At 58.1% G+C, this 23,203-nt stretch carries 28 protein-coding genes; 14 read left to right on the forward strand and 14 right to left on the reverse strand.

Going from position 1 to position 23,203, the window contains the following annotated elements:
* Positions 1–345, reverse strand: coding sequence for a hypothetical protein (locus R6W86_RS09055; RefSeq protein ID WP_410329036.1), 345 nt, complete (start codon positions 343–345; stop codon positions 1–3).
* Positions 346–563: 218 nt separating this feature from the next.
* Here R6W86_RS09055 and R6W86_RS09060 point away from each other — a divergent pair, with 218 nt between their 5' ends.
* From R6W86_RS09060 to arcC, 8 genes are all read left to right on the forward strand, one after another.
* Positions 564–1,289 carry a response regulator gene (locus tag R6W86_RS09060; RefSeq protein WP_410329037.1) on the forward strand — a complete coding sequence of 242 codons (726 nt, stop codon included), beginning with the start codon at positions 564–566 and terminating at the stop codon, positions 1,287–1,289.
* On the forward strand, positions 1,286–2,719 hold the full coding sequence (locus R6W86_RS09065; protein ID WP_410329038.1) for a sensor histidine kinase: 1,434 nt from the start codon (positions 1,286–1,288) through the stop codon (positions 2,717–2,719). The genes R6W86_RS09060 and R6W86_RS09065 overlap by 4 nt, the downstream gene beginning before the upstream one ends.
* A 107-nt stretch (positions 2,720–2,826) precedes the next feature.
* Positions 2,827–3,486, forward strand: a complete 660-nt coding sequence (locus tag R6W86_RS09070) for a hypothetical protein (protein WP_410329039.1) — start codon at positions 2,827–2,829, stop codon at positions 3,484–3,486.
* Between the two features lie 67 nt (positions 3,487–3,553).
* Entirely contained in the window at positions 3,554–3,967 is a 414-nt protein-coding gene (arfB, locus tag R6W86_RS09075; RefSeq protein WP_410329040.1) for an alternative ribosome rescue aminoacyl-tRNA hydrolase ArfB, read from the forward strand.
* A gap of 77 nt (positions 3,968–4,044) precedes the next feature.
* Entirely contained in the window at positions 4,045–5,490 is a 1,446-nt protein-coding gene (locus R6W86_RS09080; RefSeq protein ID WP_410329041.1) for a YfcC family protein, read from the forward strand.
* Positions 5,491–5,513: 23 nt separating this feature from the next.
* Positions 5,514–6,743 carry an arginine deiminase gene (locus tag R6W86_RS09085; RefSeq protein ID WP_410329042.1) on the forward strand — a complete coding sequence of 410 codons (1,230 nt, stop codon included), beginning with the start codon at positions 5,514–5,516 and terminating at the stop codon, positions 6,741–6,743.
* Between the two features lie 18 nt (positions 6,744–6,761).
* Positions 6,762–7,763: an ornithine carbamoyltransferase gene (locus R6W86_RS09090; protein WP_410329043.1), complete on the forward strand. Its 1,002-nt coding sequence runs from the start codon at positions 6,762–6,764 to the stop codon at positions 7,761–7,763.
* 15 nt (positions 7,764–7,778) lie between these two features.
* Entirely contained in the window at positions 7,779–8,684 is a 906-nt protein-coding gene (gene arcC, locus R6W86_RS09095; protein ID WP_410329044.1) for a carbamate kinase, read from the forward strand.
* Here the strand turns inward: arcC and R6W86_RS09100 are convergent.
* The 3 genes from R6W86_RS09100 to R6W86_RS09110 all read right to left on the reverse strand — a co-directional run bounded on the left by R6W86_RS09100 (position 8,674) and on the right by R6W86_RS09110 (position 11,472).
* A complete protein-coding gene (locus tag R6W86_RS09100; protein WP_410329045.1) occupies positions 8,674–9,201 on the reverse strand; it encodes a GGDEF domain-containing protein in 528 nt (175 codons plus the stop codon). The genes arcC and R6W86_RS09100 overlap by 11 nt on opposite strands.
* Positions 9,202–9,273: 72 nt before the next feature.
* A complete protein-coding gene (locus R6W86_RS09105; RefSeq protein ID WP_410329046.1) occupies positions 9,274–9,648 on the reverse strand; it encodes a hypothetical protein in 375 nt (124 codons plus the stop codon).
* 105 nt (positions 9,649–9,753) lie between these two features.
* Positions 9,754–11,472 (reverse strand): CocE/NonD family hydrolase, encoded by a 1,719-nt coding sequence (locus R6W86_RS09110; RefSeq protein WP_410329047.1) that lies wholly within the window; start codon positions 11,470–11,472, stop codon positions 9,754–9,756.
* 368 nt (positions 11,473–11,840) lie between these two features.
* On the opposite strand from R6W86_RS09110, the gene R6W86_RS09115 reads away from it, so the two are divergent.
* Both R6W86_RS09115 and R6W86_RS09120 read left to right on the forward strand, forming a co-directional pair.
* Positions 11,841–12,578 (forward strand): maleate cis-trans isomerase, encoded by a 738-nt coding sequence (locus tag R6W86_RS09115; protein ID WP_410329048.1) that lies wholly within the window; start codon positions 11,841–11,843, stop codon positions 12,576–12,578.
* A 136-nt stretch (positions 12,579–12,714) separates the two neighbouring features.
* Positions 12,715–13,059: a hypothetical protein gene (locus tag R6W86_RS09120; protein ID WP_410329049.1), complete on the forward strand. Its 345-nt coding sequence runs from the start codon at positions 12,715–12,717 to the stop codon at positions 13,057–13,059.
* 45 nt (positions 13,060–13,104) lie between these two features.
* Here the strand turns inward: R6W86_RS09120 and R6W86_RS09125 are convergent, their stop codons facing one another.
* The 6 genes from R6W86_RS09125 to R6W86_RS09150 form a co-directional block, all read right to left on the reverse strand.
* Positions 13,105–13,512, reverse strand: coding sequence for a hypothetical protein (locus tag R6W86_RS09125; protein ID WP_410329050.1), 408 nt, complete (start codon positions 13,510–13,512; stop codon positions 13,105–13,107).
* Positions 13,513–13,522: 10 nt separating this feature from the next.
* Positions 13,523–14,827 (reverse strand): MFS transporter, encoded by a 1,305-nt coding sequence (locus R6W86_RS09130; protein WP_410329051.1) that lies wholly within the window; start codon positions 14,825–14,827, stop codon positions 13,523–13,525.
* A gap of 95 nt (positions 14,828–14,922) precedes the next feature.
* The gene (locus R6W86_RS09135) at positions 14,923–15,570 is read right to left on the reverse strand and encodes a DsbA family oxidoreductase (RefSeq protein ID WP_410329052.1); all 648 of its coding nucleotides are present in this window, start codon (positions 15,568–15,570) and stop codon (positions 14,923–14,925) included.
* A 39-nt stretch (positions 15,571–15,609) separates the two neighbouring features.
* Complete coding sequence (locus R6W86_RS09140; protein ID WP_410329053.1) at positions 15,610–15,999, reverse strand: DUF2750 domain-containing protein; 390 nt, start codon at positions 15,997–15,999, stop codon at positions 15,610–15,612.
* A gap of 64 nt (positions 16,000–16,063) precedes the next feature.
* Complete coding sequence (locus R6W86_RS09145; protein WP_410329054.1) at positions 16,064–16,522, reverse strand: DUF4112 domain-containing protein; 459 nt, start codon at positions 16,520–16,522, stop codon at positions 16,064–16,066.
* A 139-nt stretch (positions 16,523–16,661) separates the two neighbouring features.
* Complete coding sequence (locus R6W86_RS09150; RefSeq protein ID WP_410329055.1) at positions 16,662–16,919, reverse strand: hypothetical protein; 258 nt, start codon at positions 16,917–16,919, stop codon at positions 16,662–16,664.
* Between the two features lie 40 nt (positions 16,920–16,959).
* On the opposite strand from R6W86_RS09150, the gene R6W86_RS09155 reads away from it, so the two are divergent.
* From R6W86_RS09155 to R6W86_RS09165, 3 genes are all read left to right on the forward strand, one after another.
* Positions 16,960–17,316, forward strand: coding sequence for a hypothetical protein (locus R6W86_RS09155; protein ID WP_410329056.1), 357 nt, complete (start codon positions 16,960–16,962; stop codon positions 17,314–17,316).
* Positions 17,317–17,380: 64 nt separating this feature from the next.
* A complete protein-coding gene (locus R6W86_RS09160; protein WP_410329057.1) occupies positions 17,381–17,989 on the forward strand; it encodes a hypothetical protein in 609 nt (202 codons plus the stop codon).
* 429 nt (positions 17,990–18,418) lie between these two features.
* Entirely contained in the window at positions 18,419–19,945 is a 1,527-nt protein-coding gene (locus R6W86_RS09165; RefSeq protein WP_410329058.1) for a M28 family metallopeptidase, read from the forward strand.
* Between the two features lie 130 nt (positions 19,946–20,075).
* Here the strand turns inward: R6W86_RS09165 and R6W86_RS09170 are convergent, their stop codons facing one another.
* Positions 20,076–20,795, reverse strand: a complete 720-nt coding sequence (locus R6W86_RS09170; protein WP_410329059.1) for a molecular chaperone DnaJ — start codon at positions 20,793–20,795, stop codon at positions 20,076–20,078.
* A gap of 46 nt (positions 20,796–20,841) precedes the next feature.
* Positions 20,842–21,537: a VWA domain-containing protein gene (locus tag R6W86_RS09175; protein ID WP_410329060.1), complete on the reverse strand. Its 696-nt coding sequence runs from the start codon at positions 21,535–21,537 to the stop codon at positions 20,842–20,844.
* A gap of 286 nt (positions 21,538–21,823) precedes the next feature.
* On the opposite strand from R6W86_RS09175, the gene R6W86_RS09180 reads away from it, so the two are divergent.
* Positions 21,824–22,273, forward strand: coding sequence for a hypothetical protein (locus R6W86_RS09180; protein WP_410329061.1), 450 nt, complete (start codon positions 21,824–21,826; stop codon positions 22,271–22,273).
* Between the two features lie 27 nt (positions 22,274–22,300).
* Here R6W86_RS09180 and R6W86_RS09185 read toward each other — a convergent pair whose 3' ends face one another.
* Both R6W86_RS09185 and R6W86_RS09190 read right to left on the reverse strand, forming a co-directional pair.
* Entirely contained in the window at positions 22,301–22,756 is a 456-nt protein-coding gene (locus R6W86_RS09185; RefSeq protein ID WP_410329062.1) for a GatB/YqeY domain-containing protein, read from the reverse strand.
* 113 nt (positions 22,757–22,869) lie between these two features.
* The gene (locus R6W86_RS09190) at positions 22,870–23,193 is read right to left on the reverse strand and encodes a hypothetical protein (protein ID WP_410329063.1); all 324 of its coding nucleotides are present in this window, start codon (positions 23,191–23,193) and stop codon (positions 22,870–22,872) included.
* Positions 23,194–23,203: the final 10 nt, after the last annotated feature.

Here is a 23,203-nt window from a genome sequence, read left to right on the forward strand (position 1 = left end):
TCAGTCCCGGCGCGAATCACGAGCCGGTGCACCATAACGGTTGAACTCCTGTTCCCGGATCAGGTTCTGGTCGGCGTCCCGCAACTGCACCAGATAGGTACCATCCCTGGTCTCCTCCACGGAGACGTCCACCCCGGGACCAAACCGGCGCAGAGCCTGGCCATGGGCCATGATACGCATCTCCTCAGTACTGTACTGTTTGAGATCTGCGTTCATGGGCTTTCCGTCGCGGCGATGCTCGTAACGGTTGTCATCCCTGTAATCATCGTCCGCGGACACCAGAAGTGGTGCGGCACTGAGCAAAGCAGCGGCGGATAGAGCGGCAATCGTGGTGGTTTTTTTCATGGTGGAACTCCTTTTGTGATGAAACCCATGACGAAAGGTCATTGCTGGTCGGGAATCATTGCACCAAAGAAACGTCGCAGAATTGTCTCGGTCGGGCGCCGAGTTTGTCGCAAATTGTCGCAAGTGCCCGAATCGGGATGATTTTTGACAACCTCGTGCCCAAGTGCCCCGGCAAGTCCCCTATAATCGGTGCAACAGTCAAGCAGACGGAGTAATGAGTGAGCGCTTCTCCCACGATTCTGGTAGTCGACGACCATCAGGACATTCGCGACCTGGTCGGCCGCTATCTGCAGGAGCACGGCCTTCGAGTGCTGCTGGCGGATGGCGGAGATGCCATGAAGCGGCAGCTGAGAGCCCACTCCGTGGACCTGGTCGTGCTGGACATCATGATGCCGGGAGACGATGGCCTCACCCTTTGCCGCTACCTCCGTGAGCATACCGAGTTACCGGTCATCCTGCTGACTGCCATGAGCGAGGAGACAGATCGCATCGTCGGCCTGGAAATGGGCGCTGATGACTACCTGACCAAGCCCTTCAATCCGCGCGAGCTTCTGGCCCGCATCAAGGCAGTTCTGCGCCGAACCACAGCATTACCACCCCAGCGCAGCCCGATGGCCGGGCAACGCCTGACGTTCGAGGGCTGGACCCTGGATGTGGACCGTCACCAGTTGGTCGACCCGGAAGGCGTCGAGGTTTCACTCAGCACCGCCGAATACAATTTGCTGCTGGCCTTCCTGGAACACGCCGGCCGGGTGCTATCCCGGGACCAACTCATGGATCTGACCCTTGGGAGAGAAGCAGACGCCTTCGATCGCAGTATCGATAACCATGTCAGCCGGCTGCGACGAAAAATCGATCCGGATGCCCGCAACCCCAGACTGATCAAGACGATCTGGGGCGGTGGATACCAGTGGATTGCCAGCGTGGAAGAGGCGGGAGAATGAGATTATGGCCCCAGCGTGCCGGCGGGCAGCTCGCGCTGTTGCTGATCCTCGTGCTGGTGGTGGCACAGGTCATCACCATCGCGATTCTGGCGGGAGAACGCCAGGGCGCCCTGCGCAGCGCCAGCCTGGAACATGTTTTTGAGCGGATAGCCGACGCTTACACCCTGCTCGACACCACAGATCCGGAGCGTCAGGAGCGCATACTACGGGCACTTTCCAGCCCTTCACTGCAGCTTTCCATCGATCCCACGCCTCACCTGCCCACCGACGAAGCCTCAGCCATGACCCGGCCACTGGCCACGGAACTGGGCCTGACGGGTGAACAGGTACGATCAGCCATGGAAGCGGACAAAGCAGAATGCTTGCCGGGCCGGGAACCGGATGACGATAACCATGAAGACCGCGAGAACCACGACGATAAGGACGAGCATCACGACGATGACGATCGCCGTGGACATCGGGAGGACCGCCACGAATGCCCGCCCATCCTGGGCGTTTCCCTGGCATTGTCGTCGGGCCAGTGGTTCAACGCCCGGGCCCAGCCGCCAGCACCGTCCTGGCTCTGGCTGAAAGCGGCCCTCACCAGTGTGGGCATCACTGCCGTGCTTCTGATCCTCACGGTTCTGCTAGCGATCCGACGCATTCTGAAACCGGTTAACGAGCTGAGCCGGGCCGCCCATGCCTTCGGACGCGGTGAAAAAATCCGGATTCCGGAGCGCGGCCCCGAGGATATTCGCGAGGTCACGCGCGCCTTCAACCAGATGCAGCTCCAGGTGGGTCGCGCCCAGGAAGACCGGGAACGCCTCTTGGCGGCCCTGGCCCACGACCTGCGAACACCCATCACCTCCATGCGCCTGCGGGTGGAAATGCTACCTGAAGGCGAGGACCGGGACCGGCTGCTCGATTCCCTGCAAGAGATGCAGCACCTGGCAGAAGCCACCCTCGACTTCATTCGGGGTAGCACCACGGAGCAACATCGTCGTTATGACCTCGCCACCCTGCTGGAAAGCCTCTGTGATGATCTCCGGGAAATGGGCCTGGCGGTGGACTATGAAGACAGCCCACGGTGCGTTCTCCAAGGCCAGCCGGAGGCGGTCAAGCGTGCTCTGCGCAACCTGATTGAGAACGCCGTCAAGTATGGGCAAACGGCCGAAGTGAAACTGGAGGCCTCTGAAAAAGAGGCCATCATCACCATCACCGATCAGGGTCCGGGCATTCCGGAGCCGGAACGGGACCGCGTGTTCCAGCCCTTCTACCGCCTGGAACAATCCCGGAGCCGCGACACCGGGGGAGCCGGACTGGGACTGGCCATCGCACGGACCCTGATTCGGGGCATGGGAGGAGAGATCCACCTGGGCACCGGACCGGAAGACCAGGGACTGCGAGTGTCTGTGATGTTGCCCATATCAGCACCCCGGACGACTGACTGACTGGCCCACCGGAGCGCCCTCGAGGCAAACGGCTTACGCGCCATTTCCGCAACCTGTTGTGTTAGGGTAACTCCACGGGTCGCGGGAAGCACGGGAGCCTTGTGCAGATGCAAATTCGAATTACCCATCAGAGAATCACGGTTGCCCTGCAACTGGTCCTGCTGGCTGAAGCGATTTTCGCGGTCTGGGGCCAACGTTGGTTCACGGCATTCCTGACCAGCATGATCATCGTGATCACCTTTTTCCCGGTGCTGTTTGAGCGGCAATTCCGGATTCACATTCCCCCGGAGTTGCAATTGGCGGCCATTGCCTTTGTGTTTGCCTCGCTATTTCTTGGCGAGATCCGCGATTACTACACCCGGTTCTGGTGGTGGGATATGGCGCTGCATACCATGTCCGGGTTCCTGTTGGGCATCATCGGCTTTCTGCTGGTTCATATCATGAACGAAACGGAGAAGATTCATGTGCACATGAAGCCCGGCTTCGTGGCGTTCTTTGCCTTCCTGTTTGCCTTGGGTGTCGGTGCCCTTTGGGAGATCTTCGAGTTTGCCATGGACTCGCTCTTCGGCATGAACATGCAGAAACCCATGCTGGGCGACCCCTCGGGGCTGACCGATACCATGTGGGACCTGATCGTGGATGGAATTGGCGCGTTCGTGATCTCTTTCCTGGGATGGCGTTACCTGAAAAAACCGGATGCAAGATCCTTTCTCGAGCGCTGGATTGACGGTTTCATCGAGCGTAATCCGAGGCTTTTCCGAAGCTAGCTGGCCCCCGTTGGCCTGCGCAGAAAGTTACAACAACCAAACCACCAACAGACTCCATCACCATACCATGCTGAAAATCTCCAACGCCGTCGAACTCGCCGACTGGGAAATCCAGGTCACCCAGATCCGCGCCCAGGGTGCCGGTGGCCAGAACGTGAACAAGGTAGCCACGGCGGTTCACCTGCGCTTCGATATTCTCCACTCCACCCTGCCGCCCTTTTACAAGGAGCGACTCATGGCGTTGTCCGACCAGCGCATCAGCAAAGACGGCATCGTAGTGATCAAGGCGCAATCCTTCCGCACCCTTGAGCAGAACAAGGAAGATGCGCTCGAGCGCCTGAAGGAGCTGATCCAGAACGCCGTAAAACCGCAGAAGGCCCGCCGGCCGACCCGCCCGACCAAGGGTTCGCAGCGGCGTCGGGTGGACCGGAAAACCCAAAAAGGAAAGATCAAGGCGCTGCGCGGCAAGGTGAAAGCCTGATTGCGTGCTGCACAAGTGACGTTGAGGTCTATACTGGGTTTGGTTGACAGTCTCATCACGGAGCCAGGGGAGGCAACATGGCAGACGAAAAACAACCCGCATCGAATCCTGAAGAAGAGTTGGCCACTCGGTTTCCCACAGCCTATACCATTCTGTTTCTACTGATCATCCTGGTTGCAGCGCTCACCTGGATTATTCCAGCAGGGCAGTACGAACGGGTCATGAACGAAGAGGTCGGGCGCGAGGTTGCCGTGCCTGGCACCTATGAAACGGTCGATCCCAACCCACAGGGTTTTGTGGACGTGATGCTGGCGCCAACGGCGGGTTTTTATGATCCGGACAGTTACGCGGCCAACGCGATTGATGTTGCCCTGTTCATTCTGTTCCTGGGCGGGTTTCTGGGTGTCATGAATGCCACCGGCGCTATCGACACAGGCATCCGCAGTGCCATGCACCGGCTGGAGGGCCGGGAGATCTGGATGATCCCGATCCTGATGACGCTCTTTGCCATCGGAGGTACAACCTACGGCATGGCAGAGGAAACCCTGGCGTTCTATGCCATTCTCATTCCGGTGATCATCTCGGCGGGATATGACGCGGTCACCGGGGTCGCTGTCATCCTGGTTGGCGCCGGCATCGGGGTATTGGGGTCGACCATTAACCCGTTCGCCACCGTTATCGCCTCCAATGCCGCGGAAATTCCATTCACCGATGGCCTTATGTTACGGCTCGTGCTGCTGGTGGGAGGCCTCATCATTTGTGCCGCCTACGTTATGCGCTACGCGCAGCGGGTCAAGGCGGACCCATCCCGTTCCGTGGTTGCCAAACAGAGAGAGGCCCACCGCAAGATTTTTCTTAAAGGTGATGAGGAGATTGAAGATTTCACCCTGACGGGTACCCAGAAAATCGCCCTGATTATTTTCGCACTAACGTTTGCTGTAATGATCTGGGGTGTCTCCTCCCAGGGCTGGTGGATGGCCAGAATGGGTGCGCTTTTCCTGGGGTCGGCCATCGTGATCGGTCTGGTCGCCCGATTGGGCGAGAAGAAGCTGACCGGCAGTTTTGTGGACGGTGCCCGCGACCTGCTGGGCGTGGCGCTGGTCGTCGGCCTGGCCCGGGGCATTGTGGTGATCATGGAACAGGGCATGATTGCCGACACCATTCTCCATAGCGCGGAAACCACCCTGGGTGGCTTGCCGGAACTGGCCTTTATCAACGTGATGTTCTGGCTGGAAGTGGGCATGAGTTTCTTTGTGCCGTCCTCATCCGGTCTTGCGGTGCTGTCCATGCCTATCCTGGCGCCGCTGGCGGACTTCGCCAACGTGGGGCGTGATCTCGTAGTCACCGCTTACCAGTCAGCCAACGGACTGGTCAACCTGATCAACCCGACCTTCGCCGTGGTGGTTGGTGGCCTGGCCATTGGCCGGGTCTCCTACGACCGCTGGCTGGCTTTTATCTGGCCCCTGTTACTGATCCTCACGGTGTTCATCAGTGTGGTCATCAGTATCGGTGCGTTTCTCTGACTCACGGCAAAGGAGACTGCGACATGGCTGAGAACACTCTTGGCGTTCACTCCGAAACCGGCACCCTCCGGCAGGTCATCGTCTGCCGCCCGGGACTTGCCCATCGGAGACTGACACCCTCCAACTGTGATGCACTGCTGTTTGACGATGTATTCTGGGTCAAGCAGGCCCAGAAAGACCACGACGTATTCGCCGGGCTGATGCGGGCCCGGGGCGTGGACGTGCTGGATGTTAACGAACTGCTGGCAGAAACCCTTGATATTCCCGAAGCACGGGCCTGGATTCTCGACCACCGGATTACCTGGAATCATATTGGCGTGGGCATGGTATCCGACCTCCGCGCCTGGATGGACGGGCTTCCGGGCCAGACCCTGGCAGAATTCCTGATTGGCGGGCTGGAAGTGGGAGACCTGCCTTTCGACCCTGCCGGGCTGTTTGGCAACCACCTGGGGCCTCACGGATTTGTACTTCCACCGCTGCCGAACTTTTTGTTCACCCGGGACAACAGCGCCTGGATTTATGGCGGTGTCACTCTGAACCCCATGTACTGGGCCGCGCGCAAGCCGGAAACATTGCTGATGAGCGCAATCTACCGTTACCACCCGGCGTTCGCCGGCAAGGTTAACGTGCATTGGGGTGACCCCCTCAAGGACCATGCTCTGGCTACCCTGGAAGGGGGTGACATCATGCCGGTAGGCAATGGCGCGGTCCTGGTTGGCATGGGTGAGCGTTCTTCACCCCAGGCCATCGGTCAGTTGGCCAAGGCCCTCTTTGATAGCGGAATCGCGGAGCGCGTGATTGCCTGCCAGATTCCCAAAACCCGCTCAGCCATGCACCTCGATACCGTATTCACCTTCTGTGGAGGCAACGTGGTGACCAGCTTCAAGGAAGTCGCCGATGAAATGGTGTGTTACGACCTGCGCCCGGGCAAGGATGGCAAGCATCTGTCATTTGAGCAGGATCCCCGGCCGCTGTTTGACGTTGTTGCCGATGTACTTGGCTACCCTTCCCTGGAGGTAATCGCCACCGGTGGTGACACGCCCGCGGAGCGGGAACGGGAGCAGTGGAACGATGGTAATAACGTACTGGCCCTGAGCCCGGGGGTCGTTATTGGCTACGATCGCAATGATGACACCAATGCCGCCCTGGAAGCGGCTGGCATCGAAGTGCTTCCGATACCCGGTGCGGAATTGGGTCGGGGAAGAGGCGGCGGACGGTGCATGAGCTGCCCGACAATACGGGACGCAGTCTGACAAGGAAGGAGCAGAGTCATGGCTTTTAATCTCAAGAACCGGCATTTCCTGACCCTGCGGGATTTTACGCCCCGGGAAATCAGTTTTTTGCTCAAGCTTTCCGCGGACCTGAAAACCGCCAAATACGCTGGCACCGAAGTGCCACAGCTAAAGGGCAAGGACATCGCACTGATTTTCGAGAAGAACTCCACCCGGACCCGGGTAGGGTTTGAGGTTGCGGCCTTCGATCAGGGCGCCCGGGTAACCTATCTGGGGCCAACCGGCACTCATATCGGCCACAAGGAATCCGTCAAGGACACCGCCAGGGTACTGGGCCGCGTGTATGACGCCATCGAATACCGGGGATTCGGCCAAGCGGTTGTTGAGGAACTGGCGCAGTACGCCGGTGTACCTGTCTACAATGGCCTGACCAATGAATTCCACCCCACGCAGATACTGGCGGATTTCCTGACCATGCAGGAAAACGTGGAAAAACCCCTGCGGGACGTGGCATTTGTTTTCATCGGGGACGCCGCCAATAACATGGGCGACAGCCTGCTCATTGGTGGCGCCAAAATGGGTATGGATGTACGCCTGTGTGCCCCCAAAGCCTGCTGGCCCGGAGAAGAGGTTCAGAACGAGGCCCAGTCAATTGCCAGTGCCACCGGCGCCAGAATCCTGATCACTGAAGACATTGATGCCGCCGTGGCGGGCGTTGATTTTGTCTACACCGACGTGTGGGTGTCCATGGGCGAACCCAAGGAAAAGTGGGCCGAGCGGATTAAACTGTTGCAGCCCTATCAGGTGAATGCTTCCCTGATGGAAAAAACCGGCAATCCCCGGACAAAGTTCATGCATTGCCTGCCGGCCTTCCACAATACGGAAACCACCGTGGGCAAGGAAATACAGGCAGAGTTCGGCATTGAGGCCATGGAAGTGACCGAGGAGGTCTTTGAAAGCCCGGCCTCCATCGTATTCGACCAGGCGGAGAACCGGATGCACACCATCAAGGCAGTACTGGTCGCCACTCTGGGCAACTGATGGGAGGAACCTGACATGCTTGTAGTAGCAGCCCTGGGAGGCAACGCCCTGTTGCGGCGCGGTGAACCCCTGACAGCCCAGGCCCAGCGCGCCAATGTGAAGATCGCCGCAGAGGCACTGGCCGGCATCATCCAGGCCGGTCATCAACTGGTCATCACCCACGGCAACGGGCCACAAGTAGGTCTGCTGGCTCTGCAGGGGGCCGCCTACAAGCCGGACGAAGCCTACCCGCTGGACGTACTGGGCGCCGAAACCGAAGGCATGATCGGGTATATCATCGAGCAGGAGCTGGAAAATGTCCTGGGCCACGATCGGCCAGTGGCGACCCTGCTTACCCAGGTGTTGGTTGACAAGGATGACCCGGCCTTCAGCAAACCCACAAAATTCGTCGGGCCGGTTTACGACAGGAAGGAAGCAGAGGCCAGGGCCGAAGCCGCAGGCTGGCAGATAGCCCAGGACGGTGACAAGTGGCGGCGGGTCGTGCCCTCGCCCGTCCCCCTGGAGATCCCCGACATTCGGGTGCTCAAACTCCTGCTGGAGCAGGGCGTCGTCGTGATCTGCGCCGGAGGCGGCGGCATTCCGATTCTTCGCCGTGACGATGGCAGCATGGTTGGCGTGGAGGCCGTCATCGACAAGGATGCCGCCAGCGCGCTGCTGGCCCAACAACTGGGGGCCGATGCCTTACTGCTGCTCACTGATGTGGATGCCATCTACCGGGACTTTGGCAAAGACACTGCCACCCCTGTCCACGAACTGACCCTCGCTGAGGCCCGCGAGCTGAACCTGCCGGCTGGCTCCATGGGGCCCAAAATGGCGGCAGCGGGCAATTTCGTCGAAAGCGGTGGCATCAGTGGTATTGGCAGGCTGGAGGATGCCCTGGCAATTCTTGAACGCCGGGCCGGAACCTGTGTTACCCCTTAGTCTCGGGATTGCGCCCCTCAAACCAGCGATCCACCGATCGAAGTGATGACCCGATGGCCCGCACAAACTCTTGCAGGCAACGGTCGCCAACAGCATGTCCGTATTGGTCGTTTACGCCTTTGAAATAATCTATATCCAGCAATATGACAGAAAAGGGCTGCTGACTACGTTCGCTTCGTTTTACTTCATTCTCTCCAAGACGTTTCATCTTTCGCCGATTGGCAATTCCGGTCAGCTCATCGGTCAGCGCCAGTAATTGCAGACGCTGGTTGGCCTCATACAGCTCCTCGGTGTGGCGACGCCCCCTCTCTTCCAAGGCCTGGTTCAGTTGCCAGACCTCAGAAAGAGCCTCGCGAAGTTCATTCGATTTCCGGCGGTTCTGATGCACAAACGCTGCGATGTACAGCACCATTACGGTAAAAAGTACCGTAAACTCCTGAGTGAGCAATGCGCTGTGAGACTCATACTCACGGATAAACGGACCAGCCCCGGCAGCCGTGGTGAAGGCAACATACAAAGCTACCGCAGTCCCCAGGAACCCGGTAAGTTAATTCAACGCCACAAAGCTCCATCTTTCCAATGTAAAACATCATTTGACCAGGCCAGATTGCGGCACCAGGCAATTCATCATGGTGATCGACAGATCCCGGAAGACTGCATCAGACGCCACAATACTCGGGAACCGGTCGTTCATTGCCCGCCGACAGGAAGAGCTACGTGCCTTGCCCTCCTTCACGCAACCTGAATGCAGATCCGTGCCCGCAGGCTGGCCGGTAGCCTGCTCACAGAAAGCAGGAACCTGCGTGACCAGCCAGTCCACGACCACGCTCCGCTGAACCGGATCGGTCGCCAGATTGACGAAGCGGCTGGCGTCTACCGGCTCGGGCTTTTCCCGGGTCTGGTCCCAGAGGACAAAGATCAGCGCAAGTGAAACCAGTGTGACGGTGACCATTGGGAACTTCATCGGCGGACTTCCAGGTTTTTGAAGGTGGTCCGTGATGATAAAGACTCCGCACCTTTGGGCCAAGCCAGTCCCGCCTTGGAACCCCTGCCCGGGTACCATCGTGCCTTACAGCTCTCCCTGCAACACCGGCAACTGCACCGTTCCCTCAACATTGACGAAGGGCACGAACGCATCCCGCGACCAACTCGCTGGGTACTGGGGATGGAAACCGTAGATCAACAAGGCGAGCTCATCTCCAGGCGCCAGAGCCTCAGCAACCCCGACCAGCTCGATGATTTCCTGGTCCTTGAGACCTCGCACAGGTTTGATCTGATCGTCGATCAGTTGCCAGCGGCTCTCTCCGTCAGCACGTTTGCCAAGGCCAACAAACACAATCGGATCACAACCGGCGGCATAGGGATCAAGCGCCACCTCACAGGTTGAACGACCCGTCAGATCAGACACTGCAAGCCTGGCTGTCGGAATCCCGCCGAGTGTTGCCCCGTTCGCCCCTGCCTGGCCCAGAACGAGTGCCGCAGGCGGTTGGGCAGCCGTTGCCACGGCTTCGTAACCGGAGGCCACCGGCAGTTCCGTTACTACTGTACGCTCGACGACCTTCGCCCCCTGAAGCACTCCACCCTCAAGATCCGGAGCGGGAAATTCGTCCATCGGCACCATGACAGACTGGCCGTCAGCCAGTGAGAGACAGACTTTAGAATCGGTTCCCTCAAAGTAACCTGCCAGCGGTTTTCCCTGAAGGTGGTGTTCAAGCCAATTCAGGGTAGCGTCTGAAATCGAAATATCCCCGCAGGCAAACTGACCTGCTGCACCCTGGAAGCCAGGAACTTCCAGCAAACCTGCCGTCGGATCCGCATACTCAGCCGGCTGCAGCTCATCGGGCACTTCCACGGGCAGGATATGGCCCGACTGATGGGTCAACAAACGAACATCACCGCCTCGGCTTTTCAGGCACTCAAAGTTACGCCAGGCTTCATTGAAATTGAACAGCGTGTCCTTCATACCCTGAGTCAGTAATACATCCACTTTCGGGTACGGCGTAGGTTCGACGTCATATGCTGGTGGATTGATCTGGTAAGTCAGCAGGCCCGGGGTCTCGGATACCGACACCGGTTCTCCCATACAGCGATAGGCGGGGCTGTGGTAGTAGAAGAAATCCAGGCCCGCTTCCGGGAATTGGTTCAGCGTCGCCCCCTGCACCAGAATTTCGCGGATGATCGGATCCAGGCCTCCGTTACCATTCCCGGTGGAGCCTGCTTCACCGCCTGCAACAAGGACCAGATCCCAGCCGGTTTTGATGACATTGCCCGGATTAAGGCTGTAACGCAGATCGTACCAGGTAATATCCGGAACGAGAGCATCAAGCCTCTGGCGTGGGTCCTGCCCGTGCAGAAGGAGCTGGAAACCACCGCCATAACTTCCGCCAATCGCGCCGGCCACAAGGTTGGGATTCAGTTGCCGGGGAAGATCAGGCTCCTGACGGTACCGCAGGTAATCGAGATTTTCCTCAGCCCAATCGAGAATCTGGATCAGATCACGCCCCTCGAACTCGGGGTCCATCACACGAACGGTGCCGGTGCTTTCACCGAAGCCCCGCTGATCGATCGAGATGACCGCAAAACCGGCCTCACGATAGTTTTCAAACCCTTCGGTATTTCGTGACCCGCCGAAACCATGACCATGCAGTACCAACGGGTGGCCCTGTTTGCAGTCAATTCCGCCAATCGGCTCGAGCACCTGAAAGGCAATGGTTTCACCACTGGCCGAGGTCAGCATTACCGGGTAACTTCGGCCACCGTCCCTGGGGGTATCCTCGGCACAGGACACGGGCGGAGCCTCACATTGAGGAGGTGCCCCATTGCCCGGATATGCACAGGCCTGATCCGGGGACACCCGGTTTTGTTGAGCGGAAGGTTGTGAGCTTTCGGACGTCGTTTCAATGCATCCGGCAACAGCCAGAGCAAGAAACACGGTAATCAGGCGAGGGCTGAACACCCCGGGACGCTTCAGGGAAGGCATCTGTTGTTCTCCTTGTTTTATTCATCAGAAACCAACCAGGAACAACGTGGCAGACTGGATTATGTTCCAATCTGCCAGGACAAAGGCCCGAAAAGACAGAATTGACGCCCGCACAGACAGTCGCGCAAACTGGCAAAGACAATCACCTCTGCGCCGACACGCATGCGATGCCAGCAATGGACCAGACACTACCTCCCGCAAGACTCGGTTTTCTTTACCCCGGCCATGCAGCCGAGGACGACTACCCCTTGATGGGCGGAATGATCGACCCACCAGCCGAGGTCCATCTGATCCACACAGGGTTTCTTGAAGACGCCCATACCATCAAGGCGCTCAGTGAAATGGGCAGTATCGGGCACCTGTCGAAAGGCGCTGAAGCCCTGGCCGGCTCAGGGATTGAATCCGTCATGTGGACGTCCACCAGCGCCAGCTTCGTACTTGGACTGGACGGCATCCGCCAGCAGATCGACGCTCTTGAGAAAATCCTCTGCGTTCCGGCATCCACAACCGCCATGGCGTTTGCCCGGGCCATCACCGCAATCGACGCGAAAAAAGTTGCCATTGCCGCCACCTATCCGGAAGACGTAGCGCTGCGATTCCGACAGTTCCTCAATCACTTCGACATCGACGTAGTGCATCTTTCCAGCCGTGGCATTGTGACCGCCGCCGAGGTTGGCACTCTTGGAAAAGAGGAAGTGATCGACTTCGCTGTGGCGAATACCCGCGAGGACGCGGACGCACTGCTGATCCCCGACACCGCCCTCCATTCAGCCGCCTGGCTGACCGACCTGGAGCAAGCCACCGGCAAACCGGTGCTGACAGCGAACCAGGTCAGTTTCTGGGAGGCTCTGCGCTTATGCGGGAAGCTGACGCCCCAAGCCGGGCTGGGGCGTTTGTTTGAGGAAGTACTCTGACCTTTTTTACTCGCCATCCCGGGCAGAATGACTTTTCTTTGATCGAAAAAAACAGAGAATAAAGCCCAAAAAGCCTGATGTTCTTCGCCTCGCCAAACCGTAATGATGGTAAACAGACCAAAAGGAGGCGAGACTCATGAAGACCATCGACAAGTACCTGCTCTGCTTTGGACAGGAACCAACAGCGCTCAAACTTATGCCGGATTTTCAGGTGGTGTTCTGCGAGTATCTCGTGGGCGCCAAAGGCGTGTATCTCTGGGTAGAGCAGTCTCCGGTAGCTTCAGGAAAAGCCACAACCAGACGCTTCATTGTTGCCCGCCCGGGCAAGTCAATGCCTGATCAGTACGAGTATGTGGACTCTGCGGTCGATCCGTTCGGCTCGACCGCTCATCATGTCTTCCAGCTACCAGTGAAAATGGCAGGACGTAACTGGGCCATACAGTCGGCTTATGGCCATGCATCCCAAGTCACCAGATCCTGAATACTTTTCCAGCGATGCAGATATGGTATGTATCAGGGAGCTGGACTAGGACTTCAGTGCGTGCGGCCGAAACAGCGCGGTGCCCAGCACAAGGAAAAACCCGGCAAGCACGAACACCTTGTTCACAAACCAGTTGGTGCGCCAGATGGACCATTCGGGGTCCGCCAGGAACCAGGCGAACAGGGTGACGATGATCAGGATTTCGATCACAGACATACCCATAGCCAGGGCCCGCGTATACCCTGGGCGCGCCAGCAGAGCCCAGGCCAACCAAAGGTGAGCGACCGGCCACAGGTCCCAGTAGATATAAGTTGTCCACGCCTCACCGCTGGCCAGGGCGAAGCCGATCGGGAACAGGTATTTGATGAAGATGGTCCAGGCCACCAGGACCAGGAACAGGTGGGCGAGAAACGTGGTCCATCGATTACCGGGATTTCCGGTTGGCCTTGCCATGACATTCCCCTCAGCCGGGTTTCCGGGCCTCAGTCGCCGGAACTTTCAGCATCAGCACGAAGCCTACCAGCAGGAATACAAGGATAGTGCTCATGCCCCAACGCTGGCTATCGGTCAGTGCGGTCACCGCGCCGACCAGCAAGGGGCCTGCGAAAGCCGTAGCCTTTCCGGAAAAGGCAAACAGGCCAAACATCTGCGTCTGTAGGTGAGGCGGTGCCACGCGGGCGAGATGTGACCGGCTGGCTGATTGCAGCGGCCCCACAAAAATCCCCAGAATCATGCCCCACACCCAGAAAGCGGTGGCGCTGTCTACCAGCAGGATAGCCAGGGCACTGCTGCCCAGCCCCACTAATGCCAGCAGAATGGTGTTACGCCCGCCAAGGGCGTCATCAATCCAGGCAAAGCCCAGTGCACCGAGACCTGCCGTCACGTTCAGGGCAATAGCAAATTTCAGGACTTCCGTGGGCGCCATGTTGAAGGTGCCCGCGGCGTAAACGCCCCCGAAGGTGAAGATGGTCGCCAGACCGTCGGTGTAAAGCATACGGGCGATCAGGAATCGCACAATGTCCTTGTACTGGCGGACATGGGCAATAGACTCCTTTAGTTGCACAAACCCGGCACGGGTGGCCGCCGCCAGGCGCAGGCCAGTGGGTGGCCGGTCCGGGGTAAAGAGAAATGCCGGCAACGCAAAGACCAGATACCAGACAGCCACGAGCACGAAGGTCGCCCGCACGTGTTCGGCCTGATCCCGGTCCAGGTTGAAAAGGTTGGCGTCGGTCTCGATAAAGCCGTACAAAGCGACTACCAGACTTGTGACACCGCCCACGTAACCCAGCCCCCAGGCCCAGCCCGACCAACGACCGGTGCGCTCCTGACTGGCCATATCCGGTAGCATGGCATTGTAGAAAATGAATGCGAACTCGGCGCCCAGGGTGCCCAGGCCCACCCATAACGCAGCGTTCCAGAACTGGTCCTGATCCGGTGTAACGGTCCAGAGCATGGCGCAAGACACCACGCACAACAGGGTAAAGCTGATCAACCAGGGTTTACGGCGCCCTGACTGGTCTGCAATGGCCCCCAGCATCGGCGCGAGGATCGCAATGAACACACCGGAGATGCCCACGATGTTGCCCCAGGCATTGGTGCCCGCGACCTTGTCCTGCACCACGGAAACGCTGAAGTACTGGGCAAAGACAAAGGTGAGAATGATGGTGAAAAAGGCACTGTTGGCCCAGTCATACAGCGCCCAGGACCAGAGTGCGCGTTTGTCTTCCTGAACACCCGAGGGCTGGGCGTGGGGCATGTGTGGTGGCATGTTCGGCTCGGCTAGTGATCCATACAAGTGAGTTCCGTGGCGTGATTGTGGCCGGAATCACGCCAAATGCCCAGTCCCGCGAGATTAAGGAGGCTTCACTCGGATTCTGAGGCAATTTCCTCGAACGCCCGGATCAGGGCATCCGGCTCCTGGGCGCCGGAAATGAGGTACTTGTTGTTGATGATGAACGCCGGCACAGCCGAGACGCCCGCCTGCTGGTAGGTCGCTTCGTCTTTCCGTACCACCTCGGCATACTGGTCCGAATCAAGCACCTCTGTGGCCTTCGCTGGGTCCAATCCGGCATTTTCGGCGCAACTCAGTAATACGTCCCGGTCCGAGACGTTTTCGGCCCGGCCGAAGTAGGCATCAAACAGTGCCTGTTTCATGACAGTCTGCCGGCCCTGCTCACCCGCCCATTTCACCAACCTGTGGGCATCGAAGGTATTGCAGGTGAATCGTTCCTGCATCTTCTCGAAGTTGAGGCCCAGATCCTTTGCGATGGTCATCATCTGGTTCTGGGTAGCCCTCATCTCCTCTTCGCTGCGCCCATACTTGCGGGCCAGCGCCGGCAGGATTGGTTCGCCCTCGCCGCTGTGATCCGGGTTCAGTTCAAATGCATGCCATTGAATGGTGAACCCATACTCTGGCGCCAACTGTTCCATGGCCTGCTCCAGACGAGCGTAACCGATGGCGCACCAGGGACAGGCAATGTCGGAAACGATGTCGATCTGCATCTTGTTCATGCTGGCTCCTGTGATCAGATAAAAACGTGCCGGTTAAGGCTAGTGTCCCGACCCCGCCAACACTTCCTGCAACTCACCCTTCAGCTCCTCCGGTCCGGTGATCCATAGTTCACCCTGCCCACCGGGGAACACCCCGATTTCGAGCCCGTCCCTGGTCAAACCCGGCACCCACTTTTTGAAAAAATCCGGCAGGGAGATCGCTTTGGGGAAGAGATCGCCTGGTCCTTTGGCGTACTCGGTTGCAAATTCCGCGCTTGGCCAGACCGGCAAATAGGCCACACCGTCTTCTTCCGAGACGATCTTCAGAAAGTGACTGTCGGTATTGACCAGAATCCAGATCTCTCGTTCCTCAACTACCGCGTCCAGAAAGTAGTCGTAGCGTTCTTCACCGTCCATATCGAGGGCTTGGGTTAACGGGTTATCACTCATGAAGATTCCACCGGGAAGTTGGATGTTGATGATGAAGTCTACCGTAAACCCTGCAAGAGAGCCTTCACAAGATCAGCGTCAGCCCCCCGGTAATCAAGGCAAACAGCAGGGACAACCCAATCAGCATTTTCCAGGGGAACGGAGGCGGGGGTGGCTCAACCGCCAACTGTTCTTCCAGATAGCGCTTCAGCAAGAGGGTATTGCGGGTGTTGGCCTTGTAGATGGCGTCAAAGGCATCGCCCACTACCGGCAGCAGGCCACCGAGAAAATCGATGCCCATGTTTTGCAGCATTCGCAGCTTCACCGCCCGGCTCGCGCCCACGCGCTGTGCCTCGACAAGGACATAGGCGGACAACACCAGACCAACCAGGTCGCCCACCCCCGGCAGCAGACCGATGATGGCATCCAATCCAATTTTGAAGCGGGTGAAGGGAACACCGATGCTGCTGTCCGTATAGCGGCTGAACTTCTCCAGGCGACGGAGCGTTGCTCGCTTTTGGGCTTCGGTGGGCTGTTGTGTCATGACATCTCCCTGAACATTACCCACAAGATCTGTGGATAACATTGTTGGCAACGACAGGATACCCGGTGCAAAGCCATCAACCACGGGGCCTGGCGCAAAGCGGAGGTAATTTGATCAATATTCACAGGAGCCGCCCCGGCTATGCCTGATCGTAGTACTTCGCCAGCTCACCCGCCAGAAAATCAAACACGGTTCGCACCCGTAGGTTCATTCTCAGCTCCCGATGGGAGACCAGCCACACCTCGCCTCCGAAGGTCTTTTTGTCAAAGGCCCTCTCGACAGCTGGCTCGGCATCGCCCAGTTCCACGGGCATCATGCCGATGCCCGTGCCCAGCTTGGTCATTTCCCAGTGCGTCGGGTGGCTGTCGGTCCTCACCGAGAAATTGCTCTCATCCACTGGAACTCCTCTCTCCACCCAGAAGTACTTCCGTCCGAACATGGATGTGCTCGAGATTGGCTGTGGTACCGGCTCCACCGCCCTGGTCAAACCGGTCAGTGTTTTCGTCAGCAATACCGCCTGTCTCAAAGACACGAAGTTCTGGCTACGCCCGGTTGCCACGGTCGCAAGGCTCTTCCATCTCGCCCCCTTCGTGAAGTTCTTATCGAGAGAAGAGTTGAAGAACCATCGGCAGGAGGCTGGCTTCGACATTTTGCACACCTGGGTGCATGAGAATGCGAGCGATGTGCTGTTCGTCATCGCAACCCGTCCCGTAGACCTACAGCCACATCCGAGTGCGCGACATAACCCGCTGAGAGCGCTGCCGGCGTCCGATTCCCAAACAACCTATTATTGAGAGGCAAACATGAAACCAGCAGTCGTATCCCTGTTTACCCTGGCACTGGCCGCCTGCAGCGGTGGTGACAGCTAACCAACCGAAAAGGAAGTACCAACTACCAGAAGAAGAGAAAACACCCACTGTCAACGAGGCACAGGGGATCTACAAAGGCATTACCGACACAGGCCGACGTCTGGTTGCACTGGCGCTGGATGGCGGTGATCATGCCTTCCTCTATGGGCGCGAGGGTGTCAACGAGTTCCTTCTCTCCGGCACCATTCTCGGCAACGCCACCGCTTCACAGGAAGCCTTTACGTCTACCGGTGCAACGTCCCTCAACTTTATCGAACAATCAACGAGTGGGGTTTCCATCACAGCCAATTACGTCGTCGGCCAGTACCTGACAGAAAGCATCGAGGTGCCGGGCGCTGATTCTGTCGAAATCACGTCCTCCTACGAGGACGACTATAACAGCAGCCCTTACCTCACGGCTTCCTCAGGCAATCTGTTTGACGTCTCCGTGTCGTTTGCCAAACTCGACTGCCGCCTCCTGGCCAACCAGACGCTCACCGGCGTCGCTTACCATGACGGCGAGAACTTCCGCCTTTATATCGCGGCCCCCACTGAAGACAGGCAAGGGGGCCTGTCTTCAGTGGATTCAATGATGGACACGTTTTCTATTGAGTATTGAGGGACATACACTTGAACCAATCAACCAGCGCGTCGCCCGTCCGGAACAGGGGCAGGCGCGCCCTCACCCAATTGATGATTGTGATGGCCGCCTGCTCTGTTCTCGCCAGGTGCAGCAACAAAGCTGTCTACGACAACCTGCAGCTCCACCAGCGCCAGGAGTGCCTGAAAGAGCCGCTACCCAAACAATCAACGTGCATCGATAGCACAACTGTGCGATTCGAGGACTATCAACGATCACGGAAAGAGCTGCTGGAAAGATAGCCCCTGACATCCGCTTCAGCATCGAGGCCAATTACTGAACCTATACATCAAATTGGCAGGATGATTGAGAACTGTTACGCATAAAGCTTCATGTAAAATCTATAAAGTAAAAAAATGCGAGTGTATCCAGAGAAAGATAAAAATAAACTTGCAAGGAGCAACACTCATGATAAGCGTTCAACTTAAACACACACCTTTTGCAATTGCAGTGGTCGCGACCGCGACCGGCCTACCGACACACGCAGCAACCAGTGTCGAGACCTACACGCTTCGGGAAGCTGTTACTGTCGAAGGGGTTCGGAGCCACCAGGCTGAATTTCAGGCGGCTGCCGACGCCCATGGCGGCGCCCGCGAGGCATCGTCACCCGGATACCAGGCATCCGTCGACTATGTAGTTGAGCAGATGACGGCGGCGGGGTACGACGTAACCATCCAGGACTTCGATTACCCGTTCTTCGAAGAGAACAGTCCGGCCATTCTGGAGCAGTTAGCGCCGACACCCACTGTTTACGACTACTTGGGGGTGGAAGGGTTTGCCACAATGACCTATTCCGGCAGCGGCGATGTAACGGCCATGACTGAGGGAGTGGACCTGGTACTGCCTCCTGCCCCGGACCCCAACACCTCAACCAGCGGCTGTGAAGCCTCCGACTTCTCCGGATTTACTGCCGGAAACATTGCAGTGATCCAGCGGGGTTCCTGCTCCTTCGCCCTGAAGGCGCAGAACGCCGAAGATGCCGGAGCCAGTGGTGTCATCATCTTCAACGAAGGCCAGCCCGGGCGCACGGACAACTTCCTGGGGACACTCGGCGAGCCCGGATTTACGGTGCCGGTGGTCGGAGCCGCATTCGATGTCGGCGCTGAACTCGCCGCTGGTGTCGTTGAAGTCAATCTCATCGTAGATGCCAGCTCTGAAATCCGCACCACTTCCAACGTCATTGCCAACTCCCCGGCCGGCCGCGATGATCGTGTCGTTGTTGTGGGAGCACACCTGGATTCCGTCGCTGAAGGGCCCGGCATTCAGGATAATGGCAGTGGTTCGGCCGCCATCCTGGAAACGGCGATTCAGATAGCCGAACAGCAAATCACCCCCAGAAACCAGATTCGCTTCGCCTGGTGGGGAGCAGAGGAGGCAGGTCTGCTCGGAGCGCAGTACTACGTTGACCAGCTGAGCCCGCGTGAAATCAAGGACATCGCGTTGAACCTCAACTTCGACATGATCGGCTCTCCCAACTTCGTTCGTTTCGTTTACGATGGCGATGGCTCCGATACACCCATAGCCGGTCCGAATGGCTCCAAGACCATCGAAAGGGTATTCCTTGAGTACTTTGAGGAGATGTCCTTACCTGTCGAACCCACCGCCTTTGATGGCCGATCCGACTATGGACCGTTTATCGCTGTCGGTATCCCGGCGGGTGGGCTCTTCACCGGCGCCGAAGGAATCAAAACACCGGACGAAGCCGCCCTTTACGGTGGCACAGCAGGTGAACAGTATGATCCCTGCTATCACCTGGCTTGCGACACTTTTGACAATATAAGTCTCGAAGCACTCGACCAGATGTCCGATGCGGTCGCCCACTCGGTCTTGACCTTCGCCATGACCACCTCTTCAGTTAATGGAACCGACAAAGGTAAGGGACTTGGCAAGATCGAGAACGAAATGGAATACCGTGCATCACATCTCGTGAAATAACCCGACCTGCCCAGGCATAGCGGTCAGGGATGATCGCTATGTCTTTTTCCATCACCCTTGGTTTGACCGATTGAGCGCCTCGTCGAGGCAGTGATGAGGATGCTACAACTACTGGCCCTCAGCGATACCTTCAGCCCAGCAAGCGCTCCTTGGCCTCATTGATCCGGGCGGCCAGATAGTTACTGCCGCCATGGTCCGGATGCACTTTCTGCATCATCCGGCGGTGGGCCCGGATGATCTCTTCCCGGCTGGCGCCGGGCTCCAGCCCCAGAACATCCAGGGCTTCACTCTCCGTCAGTGGGCCGCCTGCGTTGCCGGAATTGCCTCGTTCACCGGATCCCCCAGCGTCACTGCCGGCCTCGCCGTCCGCACGCCAGGAGTCACCGAACCGTCGGTCCAGATAGGTTTCCAGCAGCCGGGCAGAGTCTTCGTCTTGCGCCCGACAGTACCGCAGCAGCTCGAGAAATTCGCTCTCGCTCAGATCCGCCAGTTCCCGGCCGGCCATGGGACCTTTCAGGATCTTTCCGCTCATGGTTCCGGAATCATGGTCGAGACTCATCTCGAGGATCTCGCTGGACACACGGGACTGGTTGCCCGACTTGCCCTCCGCGCCCCCATTACCGGCCCCAGACAACAGCGACGGCAGTACCCGACGCAAAAGCGGATAAAGAAACGCCAATGCGGCAAACACAAAGTGTAATCGACCGGTAACGGCCAGCAGAACCACGATGCCGGTACCCGCGATCAGGGCCAGCTTGAGAATGGCCGGTATACGTTGGCTGGCCGGCTGGTTACGCAGCCAGAGCCACGCAACAACCGCCAGCACGATAACCAGAAGCGTTAATGGCACTCGGATACCCCAGGCTCGCCCGCCCATCGATGAATTGTTACAAGCGCTATCTGATCTGCCGGGTCAGGCGCTTGACCTCCGGGGAACTGCGGTTTGAGAAGTCCTGCAAGGCCTTGGCTCCCCCGGATGCATAGACCGCAACCGCGGCCATAAGATCCTTCAGAATCTGCGGGCTGTTGCGATCAAAGGGTGCATAGGCGCCTCCGGAGAGCTTACTCACCTGCTGGAACACCGCCCTCGCATGGGCGTCCTCGCCCTCATGGAACATGAACACCGGGGTTCGCAGCAGGCCCAGTTCTCCGGCGGTGTGGCAGAGCTCGTCCACCGGCTCTTCGCAACAATCCCCGATAAACACCACGGCCCTTACGGGTTTTGCACGGGTTTCTTTCACGGTATGGGCCAACACCCGGCTTATCTGGGTAAGGCCACCCCGGCAGGACACACCGTTCATCAGTTCCAGCAGCTGACCGGTCTCGGTAACAAACTTCGTGGCCTTGAATTCGCCAAAGCCACGGTAGTAACAAAGCTGAATGGCCAGCCCACCCAAGTCCCGGGTCGCCAGGAACAACTCGCTCTGCAAATGGCAGGCCTGATCCCAGGTCGCCTCCCGGCTCGCGGTGGCATCCAGGGCAAAAATCAGCCTGCCCTGCCCGCCACCTTGTTTGGGCAGCTTGCGGACCTCATTGATGAACTGGTCGATGGACTGCTTATCGGTTTTGGTGCGTAGCTCTTTGTCGGACATAAGCTTCTCGAACCGCCCAGGCTGGCCACTATCTCGCTAAAAGCTTAGGGCAAAGATCACGCATTTCACAGGCCAGACGGAGTTGGATTGGCCGACGGCTCTGGCCAGCGCAAATTTCACGGGCTCGTCCGCTGCAACCAAAAGAGTCGTTATGAAATGGTGACGATCTATTTACCGTTATGTGAGGAACCCTTCTTGGCACAGGTGGAAACTATTCCTGACCCGTTGAAATTCCTGCGGGCCGAAATGCGAAAAGCGACGACTTTACCGCCAAGGAGGATCCGTTATGTTTCGTATCGCTATGATTTTACTGGGAGGTTTTCTTCTGACCACTTTGGCTTACGCCGACCCGGGTCAGCCCAATTTCATGCCCGCAGTTTGGGGTGACGGCGAGGTCTGGGGTACCAAAGGAACCACCACCCTGCCAGCTCCCACGGCCAACAACGTTCAGTCCTTCGACATACTCTACGTTGTGACCAATTCCAATAACCCGGAAGGTCAGCTGCCGGTTTCCGAAGCCGCGCCAGGTAATCCGGCCTATAACGGGGGGCGCTGGTTCACTCACACCGCGGAATGGACCGGAGCCGCATTTATGTATCATGGGATCGTACCAGTTCTCACATCCCACGAGGACATCCAGTACCACGAGTCAATGGGCCACCTGGCTATCACGCCGGGATCTTTTCCGGATGGCCCGCCGGTCTACTTCCAGTGTCCCCTGCTTCCCGTGAAGTAGAGCAGAGCTGAGAGCGGGCTGAGTCAATCAGCCCGCCAGCGCCGACCGCACCTTCTTGCTCAGATGACCCATATCGACCCGGCCAAGTACCTGCGGACGCAGCTCGTTCATCACTCGCCCCATATCCTGCATACCCTGGGCATCGGTTGAACTGATGGCCAATCGGATCAGGGCGTCCAGGTCATCCTCGCTCAGGGCGGCGGGCATGAATTCCTCAAGGATCACCATTTCCGCCCGTTCCTTGTCGCCCAGCTCCTCGCGACCGGCGTCATCATACTGACTGGCAGCATCCCGGCGCTGCTTGAGCATCTTGTCCAGAACTTTCAAAACATCTTCATCGCTGAGCTCGCGGCGCTCATCAATTTCAATCTGTTTGACCGCAGACTGGGCCATGCGCAGGGTGGTCAGCCGGAGTTTATCCTTGTTCCGCATTGCATCTTTCACCGCATTGCTCAGTTGCTCCTTGAGTGATTGTTCTGCCATAGCCGGCCTCCTGTTTTGTGGATTAGAGTACCTCCTCGCATAATGCCAAGAGGTAGATGTAACGGGTTGGTTACCCCGAGTTTACTCCAGTGTCAGTCAGAGTCGTGCGCCAATCAGGCAAAATAATCCTGCATCCAGTCGAACAGTTTGCTCTCAGACATGTCGCCTAAAGCCATCTGCTGGAAATCGTTGCCCACTTCATCCTCGATGGTCACGAACTGGTACAGGATAACGCCCGGCTGCTCATCATGAAGGATAAGGTTAATGCGCCGGCGGGTTCGCAAACAGTCAATCGTCATGACGTCCGCAGGGATGCCGGCATCACGCATACCTTTGCGAACCTCCACAACCGGATTGATGTGCTGGTGGGTTGCCTGAATGCGGGTGTGGGCATCGCTGGCAAGGTCGGACAGGGTTTTGAGGGGATCTTCCGGCATGGGGATAGCT

The organism is Marinobacter sp. (assembly GCF_046484525.1).
Lineage (GTDB): Bacteria > Pseudomonadota > Gammaproteobacteria > Pseudomonadales > Oleiphilaceae > Marinobacter.

Excerpts from the sequence above, each read along its gene's own strand:
- R6W86_RS09130 (WP_410329051.1), bottom strand. The coding sequence starts at position 14,827 with ATGCCACCACACATGCCCCACGCCCAGCCCTCGGGTGTTCAGGAAGAC.
- R6W86_RS09090 (WP_410329043.1), top strand. The coding sequence starts at position 6,762 with ATGGCTTTTAATCTCAAGAACCGGCATTTCCTGACCCTGCGGGATTTT.
- R6W86_RS09190 (WP_410329063.1), bottom strand. The coding sequence starts at position 23,193 with ATGCCGGAAGATCCCCTCAAAACCCTGTCCGACCTTGCCAGCGATGCC.
- R6W86_RS09070 (WP_410329039.1), top strand. The coding sequence starts at position 2,827 with ATGCAAATTCGAATTACCCATCAGAGAATCACGGTTGCCCTGCAACTG.
- R6W86_RS09140 (WP_410329053.1), bottom strand. The coding sequence starts at position 15,999 with ATGAGTGATAACCCGTTAACCCAAGCCCTCGATATGGACGGTGAAGAA.
- R6W86_RS09180 (WP_410329061.1), top strand. The coding sequence starts at position 21,824 with ATGTTTCGTATCGCTATGATTTTACTGGGAGGTTTTCTTCTGACCACT.
- R6W86_RS09055 (WP_410329036.1), bottom strand. The coding sequence starts at position 345 with ATGAAAAAAACCACCACGATTGCCGCTCTATCCGCCGCTGCTTTGCTC.
- R6W86_RS09065 (WP_410329038.1), top strand. The coding sequence starts at position 1,286 with ATGAGATTATGGCCCCAGCGTGCCGGCGGGCAGCTCGCGCTGTTGCTG.
- R6W86_RS09155 (WP_410329056.1), top strand. The coding sequence starts at position 16,960 with ATGGATGTGCTCGAGATTGGCTGTGGTACCGGCTCCACCGCCCTGGTC.
- R6W86_RS09125 (WP_410329050.1), bottom strand. The coding sequence starts at position 13,512 with ATGGCAAGGCCAACCGGAAATCCCGGTAATCGATGGACCACGTTTCTC.
- R6W86_RS09135 (WP_410329052.1), bottom strand. The coding sequence starts at position 15,570 with ATGAACAAGATGCAGATCGACATCGTTTCCGACATTGCCTGTCCCTGG.
- arcC (WP_410329044.1), top strand. The coding sequence starts at position 7,779 with ATGCTTGTAGTAGCAGCCCTGGGAGGCAACGCCCTGTTGCGGCGCGGT.
- arfB (WP_410329040.1), top strand. The coding sequence starts at position 3,554 with ATGCTGAAAATCTCCAACGCCGTCGAACTCGCCGACTGGGAAATCCAG.
- R6W86_RS09105 (WP_410329046.1), bottom strand. The coding sequence starts at position 9,648 with ATGAAGTTCCCAATGGTCACCGTCACACTGGTTTCACTTGCGCTGATC.
- R6W86_RS09120 (WP_410329049.1), top strand. The coding sequence starts at position 12,715 with ATGAAGACCATCGACAAGTACCTGCTCTGCTTTGGACAGGAACCAACA.
- R6W86_RS09185 (WP_410329062.1), bottom strand. The coding sequence starts at position 22,756 with ATGGCAGAACAATCACTCAAGGAGCAACTGAGCAATGCGGTGAAAGAT.
- R6W86_RS09175 (WP_410329060.1), bottom strand. The coding sequence starts at position 21,537 with ATGTCCGACAAAGAGCTACGCACCAAAACCGATAAGCAGTCCATCGAC.
- R6W86_RS09145 (WP_410329054.1), bottom strand. The coding sequence starts at position 16,522 with ATGACACAACAGCCCACCGAAGCCCAAAAGCGAGCAACGCTCCGTCGC.
- R6W86_RS09115 (WP_410329048.1), top strand. The coding sequence starts at position 11,841 with ATGGACCAGACACTACCTCCCGCAAGACTCGGTTTTCTTTACCCCGGC.
- R6W86_RS09165 (WP_410329058.1), top strand. The coding sequence starts at position 18,419 with ATGATAAGCGTTCAACTTAAACACACACCTTTTGCAATTGCAGTGGTC.
- R6W86_RS09080 (WP_410329041.1), top strand. The coding sequence starts at position 4,045 with ATGGCAGACGAAAAACAACCCGCATCGAATCCTGAAGAAGAGTTGGCC.
- R6W86_RS09085 (WP_410329042.1), top strand. The coding sequence starts at position 5,514 with ATGGCTGAGAACACTCTTGGCGTTCACTCCGAAACCGGCACCCTCCGG.